This is a genomic window from Maricaulis sp. (genome assembly GCF_030149235.1).
Lineage (GTDB): Bacteria > Pseudomonadota > Alphaproteobacteria > Caulobacterales > Maricaulaceae > Maricaulis.
On the sequence record NZ_JASBRW010000059.1, the window covers coordinates 57,119 to 71,646 of the forward strand.

Genomic DNA, 14,528 nt, shown 5'->3' on the forward strand with positions numbered 1-14,528 from the left:
GCTTTTCACAACAGCAACGCATCTATTTGGCAACTCACCAGCCAGACTAGTGGCTATCCTGCATCGCCCCAGCCCCCCACATGTTTCCGGGCCTGTGACGCCGCCACTGCACCAGTGCATAGCCCCAATTCCCCGCTCCCGCTGGACCACCACCCCGTTCCGCGCAAATCTCTACGCAACAGCGCATCAGGACGTATGGGAGGTCGCAATGAGCAATCCGGGCACCAGGGGCACGGTTCTGGTGATGGGCGCCGGTGATGCCATTGGCAGCGCCATCGTTCGCAAGTTCGCAACCGCCGGCTACACGGTCTGTGCGGCGCGGCGCAATGGCGACAAGCTTGGCGATCTGGTCCAGGAAATCGGCTCTGCCGGCGGCCAGGCGCACGGCTTCAGTTGCGACGCACGCGACGAGGATCAGGTCACAGCCCTGTTCCAGCAGATCGAGACCGAGATCGGACCTCTGGACTGCGTGGTTTTCAATGTCGGTGCCAATGTGCCGATGAGGATCCTCGACACGGACAGCCGCAAGTTTCGCAAGATCTGGGAGATGGCCTGTTTCGGAGGTTTTCTCACCGGGCGCGAGGCGGCGCGGCATATGGTCGAGCGTGAACGCGGCACGATCCTGTTTACCGGAGCGACGGCCAGCGTCCGCGGCGGTGCCGGCTTTGCGGCCTTTGCCAGCGCCAAGCACGGTCTGCGCGCCCTGGCCCAATCCATGGCCCGCGAGCTTGGCCCGAAGAATATCCACGTCGCCCATATCGTCATTGATGCCGCGGTGGACACGGCCTGGATCGCCGAGAACCACCCCAAATACGAAGAGCTCAAGGCCAATGACGGCGTTGTTGAACCGGACGATCTGGCCGAGAGCTATCTCATGCTGCATGAACAGAAGCGCAATTGCTGGACTTTCGAGCTCGATGTCCGGCCCTGGGTTGAGCGCTGGTAGGAGAATTATGATGACCAAGACCGTCGATTTCTATTTCGACTTCGGTAGCCCCACAGCCTTTCTCGCCTTCAAGCGCCTGCGCCAGCTCGAACAGAGCCATGGCCTGAAGGTCGATTACCGGCCGGTCCTGCTGGGCGGGGTGTTCAAGGCGACGGGTAATGTCAGTCCGGTCACCATACCGGCCAAGGGCGCGTATATGCTGACCCATGATCTGCCGCGCTTTGCCAAGCGCTATAATGTCCAGATCAATTTCAACCCGCACTTCCCCATCAACACGCTCAAACTGATGCGCGGTGCCCTCGTCGCCATCAAGCTGGATTGTCTGCCCGCCTATATGGACGCGATGTTTGATGCGATGTGGATCGACGGCAAGAATATGGGGAATTTGGATGTCGTGCGCGAGGTGATGGAGGCGGCCGGCCTGCCAGCTGATGATCTGATCGCCGGGATGGACGATCCCGAGGTGAAAAAGATCCTGATCAAAACCACCGAAGACGCGGTGACCCGCGGCCTGTTCGGCGTGCCGACCCTGTTCATGGGCGAGGAGATGTTCTTCGGCCAGGACCGGCTGGATTTCGTCGAGGCGGCGTTGGCCTAGACCTCGCTCGCCGCGCGATCGGCACCGGCGGGAAACTCGACCACCTCACCGCCGCCGGCCTCGCTCTGACGCGCCCACATGCGGGCGTAGATGCCGTCGAGGGTGAGCAGTTCCGCATGCGTGCCGGTCTCCGCGATGGCGCCTTCATCCATGACCACGATCTGGTCGGCCGCCGCAATGGTGGACAGGCGGTGGGCCACGGCAATCGTGGTCCGGCCCCGGGCCGCCTCTGACAGGGCGGCCTGGACTTCTTTCTCAGTCTCGCTGTCGAGCGCCGAAGTGGCTTCATCCAGCACCAGCACCGCCGGATCCTTGAGGATTGCCCGGGCCACGCCGACCCGTTGCTTTTCACCGCCGGAGAGCTTCAGACCGCGCTCACCGACCTTGGTTTCCAGGCCCTCGGGCAGGTTGCGGACAAACTCACCCAGCTGAGCCCGCTCCAGCGCATCCATGATGTCCTTATCGCTGGCATCAGGTCGGCCATAGATAACATTCGCACGCAAACTATCATTGAAGAGGACGACTTCCTGCGGGACCAGACCAAGCGCGTCGCGCACGCTGTCCTGCTCAACCGATGTCAGGTCCTGACCGTCGATCAACACACGCCCGCTTTCCGGGTCATAGAAGCGGAAAAGCAGTTTCAGCATGGTCGACTTGCCCGCCCCCGAGGGGCCGCACAGACCGACAAAACTGCCCGCCGGGATATCGAGCGAAACGCTGCTGACCGAGCGTGAGCGGCCATCATGGGCGAAGCTGACATCATCAAAGCGCACAGCACCGCCGGTGACCGTGAGCTGGCCGGCATCCGGCACGTCCGCGACGTCTGGCTTGATCGCCAGCGTATCGAACAGGCGCTCCATATCGACCGCGCCCTGTTTGATCTCGCGATAGGCCCAGCCGAGAATGTTCAGCGGCTGATAGATATTCATCAGGATCAGGGTCACCGCCGCGACATCACCGGGCTGCAGCACACCGGTCCAGGCTTTCCAGCCCGCGGTCAGGGCCATGGCCAGGAGGCCGGCATTCATGATGAAGGCCTGGGCGCCATTCAAGAGCGCCAGCGAGGACTGCGAACGTACCGCGGCCCCGGCATAGCGCGTCAGGGCATCGTCATAGGCCCGGGTCTCGCGCTTTTCCGCGGCGAAGGCCTTCACCGTCTCGAAATTGATCAGCGTATCGACGGCACGGGCATTGGCTTCATTATCGGCCTCATTCATGCGCCGGCGGATCTTCACCCGCCATTCCGTGACCGTCCAGGTCAGCGACATGTAGGCAATCACCGTGACAACCGCGATCGCCGCGAACTCCCAACCATAATTGAAGCTGAGTATGCCGGCGGCCAGCACCAGTTCGAGCAGGGTTGGGGCGATGTTGAAAATCAGGAAGCGCATCAGGAAATCGACCGCCCGGGCGCCGCGGTCGATGATCCGGTTCAGCGCCCCGGTCCGCTTGGTCTGATGATAGGCGAGCGACAGGCCCTGAACATGGCCAAAGGCGCGGACCTGGGTGATGCGCTGGGCATCCTGGGAGACGGGGGCGAAAAGGCCGTCCCGCAGTTGCGGCAGACCGGCGGACAGGAAACGCGCGCCGGCATAAGCCAGGAAGGCAAAGACAAACAGGGTCGCGGCATTGGCTACGGTCTCTCCGGCCTCGCGGGCTGAGACGATATTGATGCCCTCACCGAAATAGACGGGGGCAGCCACGGCGAAGATCTTGGCGATCACAGTCAGGCCCAGCGCCAGGCCCATGCGGAAACGCCAGCGCTTCATGTCATCTGATGCGAGTAGCCCGAACAGGCGCCACATAGCGGTCCCGAGCGAGCCCTTGGGGGCCTGCTGGGTTTCTTCTTCGCTCAAGGGGGTAGACGGTCTCATCGCCGCAAGAGATAGGGGGCTTTCACGCCCCCCGCCAGTGCTGGATGAGAATTAGCGCCAGGTCGGACCTAACCGCCCTGCGGTTCGTCCGTGTCCGGGGCCTGCAGGACCTGGCCCGGATAGATCAGGTCAGGATTACGGATCTGGTCGCGATTGGCCTGGTAGATCACCGTGTACTGAATGCCCTCACCGTAGAGACGGCGAGCCAGACGCCAGAGCGAGTTACCCGGCTGCACGACGACGCTGTCAGGCCCCATCTCCAGGTCTTCCGGTGCGACGCGCTCGAAGGGCAGAGCTATAACGGCGGTTACCAGACCGTCTTCGGTCACCTGGTCGACCTGGAGGTCGTAAATGCCCGGAGCCAGCAAGGCACCCGCCTGCAGATCCCAGCGGCCATCATTGCCGACCTCGGCCTCACCCACGAGGGCGCCATTTGCAAAGATGCGAACCAGGGTGCCGGTTTCGGCCCGGCCCGAGAAGAGGACGGCACCGGTCTCGTCATAATCAATGGTTTCCAGCACCAGAGCGCCCATTTCGGCGTCGGCGCAGGATGGACATTGCCAGACCCGGCTGGCTTCACCCGGGCGGCCGACAACCACCAGCGGCGTGGGACCGGGCACTTCGGGGATGGAGACCACAACGACCTGCTCGGAGCGCAGCTCGCGCCCCGATGCCGTGCGCATCAACAGGCCCAGCTGGATCGCTCCGGTCGGCAGCGGGTCTTCGCGGATAATGACCCACTCGCCCTGCTCATTGACCGGCATCTCCGTCGTCATGCGGCCGTCATGGCGGAAACTGATCGGCTCGTCATCGGCCAGCACCTGGATCATGGCACCGGGCTCACCCCGGCCGGCCATGACAGCAGATCCGCGCGGATCGACCCGTACAATGTCAAAAACGGGCGGCGCGATCAGCGTCGACGTCTCATCTTCGGACACTATGGTCGTACCCGAATCGGCGGCAACCTCCGGCGGCGGTGCCGGCGCAGCATCCGGTTCCGGGCTTGAGGGCCACATGATAAAAGTCAGCGCGGCGGCGATAGCCAGCGCGGCCAGGACTGCGGCGATAATGAACGACCGCGTTGCGGCCATGTTCTGCCTCCTGTGTCTTACCGTCGAGAAAGCGAAACTGCATTCAGATCGGACTGAGCGTGATGCAAACCTCGCGCCGACGGCTTTCGGCGAATACCATTCCCACCCAAGAATGCAAACAAGGACGATGCTTCAATGGCGAAACTAAGGTCGATCGGTGTCTTTTGCGGTTCAAGACTGGGTGAGCGCACCAGCTATGAACTCGCAGCCGAGGCAGTTGGGCAAGCTATCGCTGCAGCCGGGGCCCGCCTCGTCTATGGCGGCGGCGATGTCGGCCTAATGGGCGTGGCCGCCTCGACCGCCGCGGCGAAGGGCGGCGACGTGCTCGGTATTATCCCCGGATTTCTTATTGCGCGGGAGGGTCATCTCGATGGCGTGGAGGTCCGCATCGTCGAGACCATGTCCGAGCGCAAACAGCAACTCATTGACGAATCAGATGCTTACCTGATCATGCCCGGCGGTACAGGTACGCTGGAAGAAGTCTTCGACGTGGTCTCGCGGCAGCAATTGGGGCTGCACGACAAGCCGATTGTCTTTCTCGACATTGACGGCTTCTGGCAGCCCTTCATGCACTTGCTCGAGCACACAGTGACCGAAGGCTTCTCGCCGCAGGCCATCGCCGATCACATCGTGCTGGAAGCGGACCCGCAAAAAGCCATCGACCTGCTGCTGCAAAAGGCGCCGGCTCAGACCTAGTCCGGCTCGCCCTTGGGGTCGAAGACCTCCTCGATCCTCAACTCGAAGGCTTCAGCCAGGGCGAAGGCCAGGGTCAGCGACGGGTCGTGCTTGGATGTTTCCACCGCATTGATGGCCTGTCGCGACACCCCGACCCGCTCGCCCAGCTCGGCCTGGCTCCAGCGGCGTTCCGCGCGAAGAACTCTCAGCCGGTTCTTCATTTCAGCCGCCGGTAGAGAATGGTCTGCATAATCCCGTAAGTCCCGATCAGCGCCGGCAGCACCCAGAGATAGGGAATGCGCGGCACCTCGATAGCCACTTCGAGAAAACCCCAGGCAAAGCTGACGAAGCCGACCAGGCCGGCCGCCCAGATTATCGCCTCGCTGATCACCCGGCGGTGAAACTCGTCGGCCTGCCTGAACGCCACGATAAACGCATGCAAGGCGTAGAGCACCGGGATGACCGGGGCCAGGGCCACAGCGGCCGCGGCGGGCACGGAGAGGTCGAAGCGGTCCAGCGCAATCACCGAAAGGATGAGCACGACCGTATAGACGGCCATCGCACCACCGAAATGAACGAGATATCGTCGTGTGTTGAACGGCATATCGCCCTCCCCTAGTCCGCCAGCTCTTGCCGCAGCATGCCCATGAAGGCCTCCGGCTGGTCGAGCATAATGAAGTGCCGCGAGTCGGCGATCATGTGCACGCTCGCATTTTCTACCGGGTATTGCCGCTCATACATGCCGGCAATCACATCAGCCGGGACCGGCGAGGCTTCGCTCCAGGGCGCCAATACGGTGATCTTTGCATCGACCTCATGGAGGACAGCTGAGAAGTCCGATCCGGACACCTCGCCCATCGCCCGCGCCACAGCACCCTGATCGGCCGCGCTCATCCATTCAAGGATTTGCGCCTGGTCCTCTGACGCTATGGCCTGGATCGCAATACCCTGGCGCGACATGGCCATGAATTGCTCATGCGTCATAGCCTCCATCTGGGTGCGCATCTGCTGCCCCATCTGAGCCGCCTGCTCCGGTGTCGCGACGGCGTTGAACAGGCGGGCGAAGAAAGGAACGCTGTCGACAACGAGGACGGTATCAACCGAGCCCGGCGCCTGGGCGGCAACCTGAAGGGCAATCTGCGCGCCCATGGAGTGACCGACCAGGACCACGTCCTGCAGTCCTTCCTGCTCCAGATAATCCGCCAGCTCGGCGGCGACGGGCGCCACAAAGGGACCGTCGCTGACCCGGGCCGGCCCGCTGAAACCGTCGGCGGTGATGATGTGGGCATCAACTGTATTGCCGAGCGACGCCACCGTATCGGTCCAGACCTCCCCGGGGGTGGCCAGCCCCGGAATGAAGACCACGCTGCGCGCCTCGACATCACCCGCCCGGGCAACCTCGAAACGGGTTTGTGCCTCGGCCTCGGCCTGGATCAGCAGCGACGCTGCGGCCACCACGCCAGCGGTCAGGAATTGCAGGTTCATGAGATCACTCCCGTTCCGACCAGAATGGAAATGATGATGGCGACCCAGACGCCGGCTGAAATCGGTTTGTCCTTGCACATGGCCTGTCTCCTTGTCTGACATGCACGACTTAATGTCATGCTAACCTGACACTCGGAGAGGTGAATGTCAAGTTCTCCTGACTTTTTATCTGCCTTACTCGACACATTTTCAGGATTTCAGTGATTTGTGGCCGCCCAGAACGCAAAACTCCGCGGACCGGCCGGTCCACGGAGTTTGCGAAAGCCGTCTCTGTAATGTGCTCGCGATGAGCCGTCAGGCGGCCTCGCCGTTCAGGCGGGCAATGACTTTCTCGCGGCCAATCAGCGGCAGCAGCACCGCCATTTCCGGGCCGCGCGGCTGGCCGGTCAGGGCGTGACGCAACGGCATGAACAGGGTTTTGCCCTTGCGGCCGGTCGCCTCTTTCAGCGCGCTGGTCCAGTTGCCCCAGCTGCTCTCATCGAGCTCGCCCTCGGGCAGAGCCGCAGCCGCCTCGGCCGTAAACTCGCGATCGTCATCCTCAATCACCGGCGTCACCGGACCATTGACCAGCACCGCCCAGTCACGGGCATCACGCAAACGTTCCAGGTTCGGCCGTACCGCCGCCCAGACTGCCTCGCCGGCATCGGCTTCCATCGCGCCCAGACGGTCGCGCACGGCGTCATAGCCGGTCTCGTGCAGGATCTTGGCGTTGATACGGGCGAGCTCTTCCGCATCAAAACGCGCCGGCGAGCGGGTCAGCTTGCTCAGCGAGAAGCCTTCCAGCAGGTCTTCCAGCGCCATGAACGGCTCGACCGGGTCAGAGGTACCGATCCGGCCCAGCAGCGAATTGACCGCCATGGCTTCAAATCCCTCGACCTCGCGCAGATCTTCCATGGACAGCGAACCGAGGCGTTTCGACAGCTTGCCGCCATCGGCGCCGACCAGCAGGGCCTGGTGGCCGAACACCGGAGCGGAACCGCCCAGCGCTTCGAAAATCTCGATCTGGGCGCCGGAATTGGTGGTGTGGTCCTCGCCGCGGATGATGTGGGTGATTTCCGCGTCTATATCGTCGCAAACCGACGGCAGGGTGTAGAGATAGCTGCCATCCTCGCGGATCAGGATCGGGTCGGAGAGCGAGGACGTCTCGATCGAGACCGGACCGCGCACCATGTCCTCCCACTGCACCGGATTGCCCGACAGCTTGAAACGCCAGTGCGGCTTGAGGCCTTCCGCTTCCAGCTCGGCCTTCTCGGCGTCCGTGAGGTCCAGCGCGGCACGGTCGTAGACCGGAGGACGGCCATTGGCCATTTGCAGGCGACGCTTGCGCTCGAGCTCATCACCGGTCTCATAACAGGCATAGAGCAAGCCCTTGGCCTTGAGTTCTTCAGCCGCTGCGGCATAGCGGTCAAAACGCTCGGATTGTTTGAAGGTCTCGTCCCATTTCAGACCCAGCCAGGTCAAATCGGTGCGGATGCCGTCCTCATATTCCCGGGTCGAACGCTCGACATCCGTATCGTCGATCCGCAGCACAAAAATCCCGCCCGCCTTGCGCGCGAAAAGAAAGTTGAACAGCGCGGTGCGCACATTACCGACATGAAGCTTGCCGGTCGGGCTGGGAGCAAAACGGACTTTGGTCATGGGAAATCAGGCCTGCGAATAAGGGAGGCCGTGGCTTACTCCGCGCGGGGGCGAAGGGCAAGTTTGTGCGGCGGTGGCGGCTTGTGAGTCTTCGTTTGGCTCACGCCGGCCTCCCCCGTGGACGGGGGAGGTGTCCCGAAGGGACGGAGGGGGGCAGCGAGGACAAGCACTATACCTTGCCCTTCCGGCCTCGAGCCCAGCTCCCCCGCCCGCGGGGGAGCCCGGCGCTAGTTGGGACGCCCCGCAGCCAGCCAGTAGGTCAGCCCGCCCATGGCGCCGCACAGCGCGGTCATGGCCGTGAGCCCCTGCCCCTCTGCCCCGGCCAAAACCGGCGCACCGAAGAGCTGCGCAAACCCTGCTGCCAATCCTGCACCGATCACCGCATCGGTCAGGCCGCGGCGGCATTTCAGGGCGCGTTCGAGCATGACCAGTAGCGGCATGGGCACGCTGGTCAGGAAGGCGGCCAGCAAGGCGATGGCGACGGCCTGGGGCAGCATGGCGAGGAGTTGCCAGAGGAAGCCGGCGACACCGCCCTCACCTCGGGCCAGGAAGATCACCCCCATGGCCCAATAGGCTGTCAGAGCCGTCGCAGCACACCCCATGAGCCAGGCCCGCACCGGGCCGGCCGGTGCTGCAGGCATTGGGCCTGGCTGATGGGCGGTTTGTTGCAGGGCAAGCGCGGTCATTTCGGCCTCCCTGCTGCGTTCCAATAGGTCAGGCCGCCAACGGCCCCCGCCGCCGCGAAGAGCAGGATCATGGGCTCGCCGCCAGTGCCCAGCGGGTTGATCATAAGCTGGATCAGTGCGCCGCCCATCAGGGCGCCGAGCACCATGTCGGCAAAACCGCGATGCAGCCCGGTCAGCTTGGCCAGCCAGACCAGTCCGAGCCAGGGCAGAGCTGTGAGAACGACGACATAGAAACCGACAAAGGCCGCCCCGATCGCGGTGATCATGAAACCGCCGGCGATGGCGCCTGGGTCAAAGGCGAAGCCGTTATCCAGGGCATCGACCGTGAGAGCGTAGACCAGGAAGACGAGAACCAGGGTTGTAGCGGCGACGAGACAAGCCAGTAACCAGGCGCCAAAAGCGCGCAAGACCGGATCGGCCGCTCCGCGGAGCGTCGCGTTTACGGGAACCAGTGCCTGGGTTGTCATCACAGCCTCCATTTCTTTAATTTCTGTGTAAACAGAAATATCGGAATTTACAGCTTGCGCCATGAGGCAGGCTGACGCACCTCGGTGTGCCCAGGCTGACTACTTGCTGGCGCGGAAGCGGTTGGTGATCGGATAGCGGCGGTCGCGGCCGAAATTCTTGCGGCTGATCTTCACGCCCGGCGGTGCCTGACGGCGCTTGTATTCGGCGAAGTACAAGAGGTTCTCGATCCGGCGAATGGTCTCGGCATCATGCCCCTGGGCGACCAGTTCCTCGGCCCCGAGTTCCTGTTCGATCAGGCCATGCAGGATGGCGTCGAGGACGTCATAGTCCGGCAGGCTGTCCTGGTCCTTCTGGTCCTCACGCAATTCCGCGCTCGGCGGTTTGGTGATGATGCGCTCGGGAATGACCTCCCCGACTGGCCCCTGCCCGACCGGTGTTTCGATCCCGTTGCGCCAGCGGCACAGGGCGAAGACTTCCGTCTTGTAGATGTCCTTCAGCGCGTTGTAGCCGCCATTCATATCGCCATAGAGGGTGGCGTAGCCGACGGCCATTTCCGACTTGTTGCCAGTCGACAGCACCATCGGGCCGAACTTGTTGGACAGCGCCATCAGGATCATGCCGCGCACACGCGACTGGATATTCTCCTCGGTGGCATCCGCCTCCATGCCATCGAAGTGTGGCGCGAGGACGGAGCCGAAGCTCTCGATCGTCGGCTCGACATCGATGATGTCATAGCGCACGCCAAGCCGCTCGGCGCAGGCCTTGGCGTCTTCCAGGCTTTCCTGCGAGGTGTATCTGGACGGCATCATTGCCGCCCAGACCCGCTCCGGCCCTAGCGCATCGACGGCAATCGCGGCAGAAATCGCGCTGTCGACACCGCCGGACATGCCCAGAACGACGCCGGGGAAGCCGGCCTTGTCGACATAATCGCCAAGCGCCTTGCTCATGGCACGCCAGTCCGCTTCCAGGCCGGTGATCTTGGCGGCCTTCGTGGCGTTCTCCGCCCCCCAACCGTTTTCGGTCCGGACCCAGTCGAAACAATCCAGACATTCTTCAAAGGCCGGCAGGCGCTGGGCCTCATGGCCCTGGCTGTCGAGGATGAAGCTGGCGCCATCGAAGACCAGCTCATCCTGGCCGCCGATCTGGTTGACGAAGATCAGCCCCTTACCGCCCTGCCAGCGGTCAAACCAGCTGGTGAAGGCCTCCGCCCGCTCCGCCTCGATCGTGCGGCGCCAGGGTGAGCCATTGATGGAGATGAAAAAGTCGGCGCCCTTGGCGATCAGCGCTTCGGGCACGTGGGAGTGCCAGATATCCTCGCAGATTGGCAGGCCGAGCTGAAGACCGCGCCATTCAACATTGTCCGGGATCGGACCGGCGGTGAACACTCGCTTCTCGTCGAAGACGGCGTAATTGGGCAGGTCGTGCTTGAAGCGCTTGGCGAAGATACGGCCTTCATCCAGCACCAGGACCGCATTGTAGAGACCCTCGGCTTCCTGCCAGGGCGCGCCAATAATGATCGCGGGCCCCTCGCGGGTTTCCGGTGCCAGAGCCTCGACGGCCTGGCGGCAGGCGGCAACGGCCGCCGGCTTGAGGACCAGGTCCTCGGGCGGGTAACCCAGAAGAAACAGCTCGGGGAAGATGATCAGGTCGGCACCGCGGGCGCGGACATCGGCATGGGCGGCGCGGGCGCGCGCCAGATTGCCATCGACATCGCCGACAACGGGATTGAGCTGGGCGGATACGATCTTGAGACGGTCGGTCATGCTGCGCACTTAGACCCAGCCACCGGTAACGGCAAGAGGCGAGCGTCGCGCTCAGGCGCCGTAGTGCCGCTCACCGTCAATGGCCCGGGCCGCATCAAGCGCCCGCAGCCCGGCGATCCCGGGGACCACGACCGGAGCGCCGTCCAGCACAGAGGCGATGAAGGCATCGACATTGGCGCCGAGCGAATCCCTCGCTGTCGGGGTGTCGGCAAAACCAGCGTTGAGCTCGTATGGAGTGGTGTTCTCGAAGGTCTTGGCGATGAAATCGATATCCAGCGTGCCGTTTTCATATTCGACATGCATTTTACGATCGCGCTCATGATGCACCCGACTGGAGATCAGCTCGGCGACACAGCCATTCTCAAATGTCAGCACAGCCTTGGCGATGTCCGGCGAACCATGCCGACCTTCATCCACTTCACCCTCAACCGAGGTGACAGCGGCGCCGGCCAGGGCGATCGCCAGGTCGAGATCATGAACCATAAGGTCCAGCGTGACGGAGACGTCGAGATTGCGCTCGGAGGCGGGTCCCATACGGCGGGCCACGATCTTTTTGGGGGTCTCCGGCACGGAGAGCAGGCCCATGGCCTGGAAGACGAAACGTTCCTGGTGGCCGACCTGGAGAACACAGCCATGAGAAGACGCCAGCGAGACCAACTCGCGCGCTTCCTCCACTGTCGAGGCGATCGGCTTTTCCACCAGCACATGCTTGCCCGAAGCCAGCGCGGCGGCGGCGGCCGCGAAGTGATGCACGGCCGGGCAGGCCACGGTGATCACATCGCAATCGGCGATCAGGGCTTCCAGCGTGTCATAGGTCTTACCGCCATGCTGTTCGACCAGGGCGTTGGCCGCAGCGGGGGACGGGTCGAATACGCCCATGAATTCGGTGCGCGCATGGCCCACATATTTCGAGGCATGGAACCCACCGAACACACCCGCTCCGACGACACCGGCTTTCAAACGCTTGCTTTCACTCGACATGACAGTCCCCGCAATCTTGGCCGCGTTCCTAAAGGCACGGCCCGGACAATCAAGCGGCGCATGCATCACCTCTTGTTTCCGCGCATTGCAGCGAACAGCACCCCACCTGCTTGCACCGGCCTAGGTGAAGACTAGAGTACGCGCTCCAAGGGGAGACAAAATGAGCGGGTCCGGATCCGGCGACGACCAGGCGGCCGATGCACACGATAATGGACCGCGCGATAACACGTCGCGCGACGCGCTCGATTGCATGTTCGGCCCGTCCGCGGCCGCCCTTATCGCCAATCTATAAACACAACGGAGTTGGTCCCATGAAATCCCGCGAAATCCATCTCAATGCTTACCTGCAAGGCGCCCCGAAGCCGGAGAACTACTCCGTTGTCGAGACCGACCTGCCCGCCCCCAAGGACGGCGAAGTAACCGTCAAGAATCTCTACATCTCGGTCGATCCCTATATGCGCGGGCGCATGAGCGGTGTTCGTACCTATATCGACCCGTTCCAGATCGGTGCGGTGATGGATGGCGGCGCCGTCGGCGAAGTGGTCGAGAGCAAATTCGACGGCCTCAAGCCGGGTGACCATGTCATGTCCATGCATGGCTGGCGTGAGGGCTATACCGCACCGGGCGAAGGCCTGATGAAGATCGACACCTCCATCCTGCCGCCGCAAGCCTATCTCGGCATTGCGGGCCTGACCGGCCTGACTGCCTATGTCGGCATCAAGCGCATTATCGGCTTGAAGGAAGGCGAAACCCTGTGGATGTCGGCCGGCGCCGGGGCTGTCGGTTCCGCCGGCATCCAGTTTGCCAAGGCCATGGGCGCTAAGGTCATTGCCACTGCCGGCGGCCAGGACAAGTGCGATTATGTCAAATCCATCGGCGCGGATACTGCGATCGATTACAAGGCGACCGACGATCTCACCGCGGCCATCCGCGAAGCCGCCCCGGACGGGATTGACGGCTATTTCGAAAATGTCGGCGGGGCCCACTTCACTGCAGCACTGGAGAACCTGAAACAGTTCGGACGCATCGCCGCCTGCGGCATGATCCAGCGCTATAACGACACCGCCCAGGCCCAGATCACCGACAATCTCGTCTATATGGTCGGCAAGTCGCTCAAGATCGAAGGCTTCATCGTCTCCAATCACCTCGATATCCAGCCGGAATTCGTCAAGGACCTGACCGAATGGATGATGGCGGGCAAGATCCAGCCAGCCGAGACCGTGGTTGAAGGCATTGAGGCTGCCCCGGCCGCGTTCATGGGCCTGTTTGAAGGCAAGAATACCGGCAAGATGCTGGTCAAGATCTAGTGGCCGGACCGGTTTCGCTACAATCACTCAAGACCCGGGGAGATGGACGTCTCCCCGGGCTTCTGGGTCTGGAAATCCTCGACGAGACCCGTCGCGACGCGATCCATGGCCGTCTCGCCGTCCGCGAGGAGCTGCTGGCGCCCAACGGCTTCCTACACGCCGCCACGGTCGTTGGTCTGCTCGACACCCTGAGCGGCTATGGCACCATGGCCAACCTGCCAGAAGGCGCAAACGGTTTCACAACGGTGGAATTGAAATCGAATTTCCTCGGCACAGCGCGCGAGGGAGCGCTTGTCGGCATCGCCCGGCCGCAGCATATCGGGCGCTCGACCCAGGTCTGGGATGCCGAAGCGGTACGAGAAAGCGACGGCAAGCGCGTCGCGCTGTTCCGCTGCACCCAGATGATCCTCTGGCCCCAGGCGAGCTAGAGACGTGGTCTAGGCGTCCTGCTCCGGGCGGCGCATTAGCCGCCCGAGCGTCCAGCCGCCCGCAATGGCTGCAAAGAGCGGCGCGAGCGTTGCGCCGGCCCCCACGGTCCAGGCAATACCATAGACCGCCAAACCGGCTGTAAGGGCGAAGGGCAGCATGCGAATCGGACGAATCACGAAGTCCTCCTCAAGAGGCGGTTCACTATGAAACATAGGGGAAAATGACCGCAAAAGCCGCGCCGAAAGCCGAAATCCGGGGTTTTGCAGAGAAAAAAGCAGCAAATCGGGGCCGATTCGCCTGTTATTGCTTGCAATCCATCGCCGATCTTGGCCTTCATTACCCGTCAACGAATACGCGGCCCGTTGCGGCGACGATGACCGTCTCCGTAAACCCGCGAACAACTCCGGGGGGAACCCTATGAACAAATCTGATCTGGCCAAAGCTGTAAGCGACAAAACCGGCCTGTCCCGTGCTCAAGCAGGCGACGCTGTCGACGCTGCTATCGAAGCCATCGTCGGCTCCGTGAAGGGCAATGACAGCGTTCAGCTCGCTGGCTTCGGCACCTTCTACGCCAAGCACCGCGAAGC

18 protein-coding genes are annotated in these 14,528 nt (G+C 62.8%); 7 read left to right on the forward strand and 11 right to left on the reverse strand.

The features are described from left to right. Nucleotides 1-208 precede the first annotated feature (208 nt). Both Q1V51_RS08990 and Q1V51_RS08995 read left to right on the forward strand, forming a co-directional pair. Complete coding sequence (locus Q1V51_RS08990) at nucleotides 209-946, forward strand: SDR family oxidoreductase (RefSeq protein WP_300555528.1); 738 nt, start codon at nucleotides 209-211, stop codon at nucleotides 944-946. Between the two features lie 10 nt (nucleotides 947-956). Beyond that, the gene (locus Q1V51_RS08995; protein WP_300555530.1) at nucleotides 957-1,544 is read left to right on the forward strand and encodes a 2-hydroxychromene-2-carboxylate isomerase; all 588 of its coding nucleotides are present in this window, start codon (nucleotides 957-959) and stop codon (nucleotides 1,542-1,544) included. Here the strand turns inward: Q1V51_RS08995 and Q1V51_RS09000 are convergent. Together Q1V51_RS09000 and Q1V51_RS09005 are read right to left on the reverse strand one after the other, a co-directional pair. Then, on the reverse strand, nucleotides 1,541-3,400 hold the full coding sequence (locus Q1V51_RS09000; RefSeq protein WP_300555532.1) for an ABC transporter ATP-binding protein/permease: 1,860 nt from the start codon (nucleotides 3,398-3,400) through the stop codon (nucleotides 1,541-1,543). The genes Q1V51_RS08995 and Q1V51_RS09000 overlap by 4 nt on opposite strands. An 86-nt stretch (nucleotides 3,401-3,486) precedes the next feature. Next, complete coding sequence (locus tag Q1V51_RS09005) at nucleotides 3,487-4,509, reverse strand: LysM peptidoglycan-binding domain-containing protein (protein ID WP_300555533.1); 1,023 nt, start codon at nucleotides 4,507-4,509, stop codon at nucleotides 3,487-3,489. Nucleotides 4,510-4,644: 135 nt separating this feature from the next. Here Q1V51_RS09005 and Q1V51_RS09010 point away from each other — a divergent pair, with 135 nt between their 5' ends. Next, on the forward strand, nucleotides 4,645-5,205 hold the full coding sequence (locus tag Q1V51_RS09010; protein ID WP_300555534.1) for a TIGR00730 family Rossman fold protein: 561 nt from the start codon (nucleotides 4,645-4,647) through the stop codon (nucleotides 5,203-5,205). Here Q1V51_RS09010 and Q1V51_RS09015 read toward each other — a convergent pair. The 8 genes from Q1V51_RS09015 to Q1V51_RS09050 all read right to left on the reverse strand — a co-directional run bounded on the left by Q1V51_RS09015 (nucleotide 5,202) and on the right by Q1V51_RS09050 (nucleotide 12,205). Further along, on the reverse strand, nucleotides 5,202-5,405 hold the full coding sequence (locus tag Q1V51_RS09015) for a helix-turn-helix transcriptional regulator (protein WP_300555535.1): 204 nt from the start codon (nucleotides 5,403-5,405) through the stop codon (nucleotides 5,202-5,204). The genes Q1V51_RS09010 and Q1V51_RS09015 overlap by 4 nt on opposite strands. Continuing rightward, nucleotides 5,402-5,788: a hypothetical protein gene (locus Q1V51_RS09020; protein WP_300555536.1), complete on the reverse strand. Its 387-nt coding sequence runs from the start codon at nucleotides 5,786-5,788 to the stop codon at nucleotides 5,402-5,404. The genes Q1V51_RS09015 and Q1V51_RS09020 overlap by 4 nt, the downstream gene beginning before the upstream one ends. Before the next feature lie 11 nt (nucleotides 5,789-5,799). After that, nucleotides 5,800-6,669, reverse strand: coding sequence for an alpha/beta hydrolase (locus Q1V51_RS09025; protein ID WP_300555537.1), 870 nt, complete (start codon nucleotides 6,667-6,669; stop codon nucleotides 5,800-5,802). Between the two features lie 294 nt (nucleotides 6,670-6,963). Further along, on the reverse strand, nucleotides 6,964-8,307 hold the full coding sequence (gene gltX, locus Q1V51_RS09030) for a glutamate--tRNA ligase (RefSeq protein WP_300555538.1): 1,344 nt from the start codon (nucleotides 8,305-8,307) through the stop codon (nucleotides 6,964-6,966). Nucleotides 8,308-8,534: 227 nt separating this feature from the next. Then, nucleotides 8,535-8,993, reverse strand: coding sequence for a hypothetical protein (locus Q1V51_RS09035; RefSeq protein ID WP_300555539.1), 459 nt, complete (start codon nucleotides 8,991-8,993; stop codon nucleotides 8,535-8,537). Further along, the gene (locus tag Q1V51_RS09040) at nucleotides 8,990-9,460 is read right to left on the reverse strand and encodes a hypothetical protein (protein WP_300555540.1); all 471 of its coding nucleotides are present in this window, start codon (nucleotides 9,458-9,460) and stop codon (nucleotides 8,990-8,992) included. The genes Q1V51_RS09035 and Q1V51_RS09040 overlap by 4 nt, the downstream gene beginning before the upstream one ends. 99 nt (nucleotides 9,461-9,559) lie before the next feature. Further along, nucleotides 9,560-11,224, reverse strand: coding sequence for an NAD+ synthase (locus Q1V51_RS09045; protein WP_300555541.1), 1,665 nt, complete (start codon nucleotides 11,222-11,224; stop codon nucleotides 9,560-9,562). Nucleotides 11,225-11,275: 51 nt separating this feature from the next. After that, nucleotides 11,276-12,205 carry a Gfo/Idh/MocA family oxidoreductase gene (locus Q1V51_RS09050; protein ID WP_300555542.1) on the reverse strand — a complete coding sequence of 310 codons (930 nt, stop codon included), beginning with the start codon at nucleotides 12,203-12,205 and terminating at the stop codon, nucleotides 11,276-11,278. Nucleotides 12,206-12,365: 160 nt separating this feature from the next. On the opposite strand from Q1V51_RS09050, the gene Q1V51_RS09055 reads away from it, so the two are divergent. Genes Q1V51_RS09055 through Q1V51_RS09065 form a run of 3 tightly spaced genes read left to right on the forward strand, consistent with a single transcriptional unit; the run spans nucleotide 12,366 to nucleotide 13,940 of the window. After that, on the forward strand, nucleotides 12,366-12,497 hold the full coding sequence (locus Q1V51_RS09055) for a hypothetical protein (protein WP_300555543.1): 132 nt from the start codon (nucleotides 12,366-12,368) through the stop codon (nucleotides 12,495-12,497). A 19-nt stretch (nucleotides 12,498-12,516) separates the two neighbouring features. Beyond that, nucleotides 12,517-13,512, forward strand: coding sequence for an NADP-dependent oxidoreductase (locus Q1V51_RS09060; protein WP_300555545.1), 996 nt, complete (start codon nucleotides 12,517-12,519; stop codon nucleotides 13,510-13,512). After that, nucleotides 13,512-13,940 carry a PaaI family thioesterase gene (locus tag Q1V51_RS09065; RefSeq protein WP_300555547.1) on the forward strand — a complete coding sequence of 143 codons (429 nt, stop codon included), beginning with the start codon at nucleotides 13,512-13,514 and terminating at the stop codon, nucleotides 13,938-13,940. Before Q1V51_RS09060 ends, Q1V51_RS09065 begins: the two co-directional genes overlap by 1 nt. 9 nt (nucleotides 13,941-13,949) lie before the next feature. Here the strand turns inward: Q1V51_RS09065 and Q1V51_RS09070 are convergent, their stop codons facing one another. After that, nucleotides 13,950-14,117, reverse strand: coding sequence for a hypothetical protein (locus Q1V51_RS09070; protein WP_300555549.1), 168 nt, complete (start codon nucleotides 14,115-14,117; stop codon nucleotides 13,950-13,952). A gap of 241 nt (nucleotides 14,118-14,358) precedes the next feature. Between Q1V51_RS09070 and Q1V51_RS09075 the strand changes: the two genes are divergently transcribed. Beyond that, nucleotides 14,359-14,528: HU family DNA-binding protein (locus Q1V51_RS09075; protein WP_300555551.1), on the forward strand; the 170-nt coding region annotated here is incomplete at its 3' end.

Bases quoted from the DNA above. Each gene is read 5' to 3' on its own strand.
- Q1V51_RS09010 (WP_300555534.1), top strand. From the start codon at position 4,645: ATGGCGAAACTAAGGTCGATCGGTGTCTTTTGCGGTTCAAGACTGGGT.
- Q1V51_RS09025 (WP_300555537.1), bottom strand. From the start codon at position 6,669: ATGAACCTGCAATTCCTGACCGCTGGCGTGGTGGCCGCAGCGTCGCTG.
- gltX (WP_300555538.1), bottom strand. From the start codon at position 8,307: ATGACCAAAGTCCGTTTTGCTCCCAGCCCGACCGGCAAGCTTCATGTC.
- Q1V51_RS09015 (WP_300555535.1), bottom strand. From the start codon at position 5,405: ATGAAGAACCGGCTGAGAGTTCTTCGCGCGGAACGCCGCTGGAGCCAG.
- Q1V51_RS09050 (WP_300555542.1), bottom strand. From the start codon at position 12,205: ATGTCGAGTGAAAGCAAGCGTTTGAAAGCCGGTGTCGTCGGAGCGGGT.
- Q1V51_RS09005 (WP_300555533.1), bottom strand. From the start codon at position 4,509: ATGGCCGCAACGCGGTCGTTCATTATCGCCGCAGTCCTGGCCGCGCTG.
- Q1V51_RS09045 (WP_300555541.1), bottom strand. From the start codon at position 11,224: ATGACCGACCGTCTCAAGATCGTATCCGCCCAGCTCAATCCCGTTGTC.
- Q1V51_RS09040 (WP_300555540.1), bottom strand. From the start codon at position 9,460: ATGACAACCCAGGCACTGGTTCCCGTAAACGCGACGCTCCGCGGAGCG.
- Q1V51_RS09035 (WP_300555539.1), bottom strand. From the start codon at position 8,993: ATGACCGCGCTTGCCCTGCAACAAACCGCCCATCAGCCAGGCCCAATG.
- Q1V51_RS09060 (WP_300555545.1), top strand. From the start codon at position 12,517: ATGAAATCCCGCGAAATCCATCTCAATGCTTACCTGCAAGGCGCCCCG.
- Q1V51_RS09055 (WP_300555543.1), top strand. From the start codon at position 12,366: ATGAGCGGGTCCGGATCCGGCGACGACCAGGCGGCCGATGCACACGAT.
- Q1V51_RS08995 (WP_300555530.1), top strand. From the start codon at position 957: ATGACCAAGACCGTCGATTTCTATTTCGACTTCGGTAGCCCCACAGCC.
- Q1V51_RS09020 (WP_300555536.1), bottom strand. From the start codon at position 5,788: ATGCCGTTCAACACACGACGATATCTCGTTCATTTCGGTGGTGCGATG.
- Q1V51_RS08990 (WP_300555528.1), top strand. From the start codon at position 209: ATGAGCAATCCGGGCACCAGGGGCACGGTTCTGGTGATGGGCGCCGGT.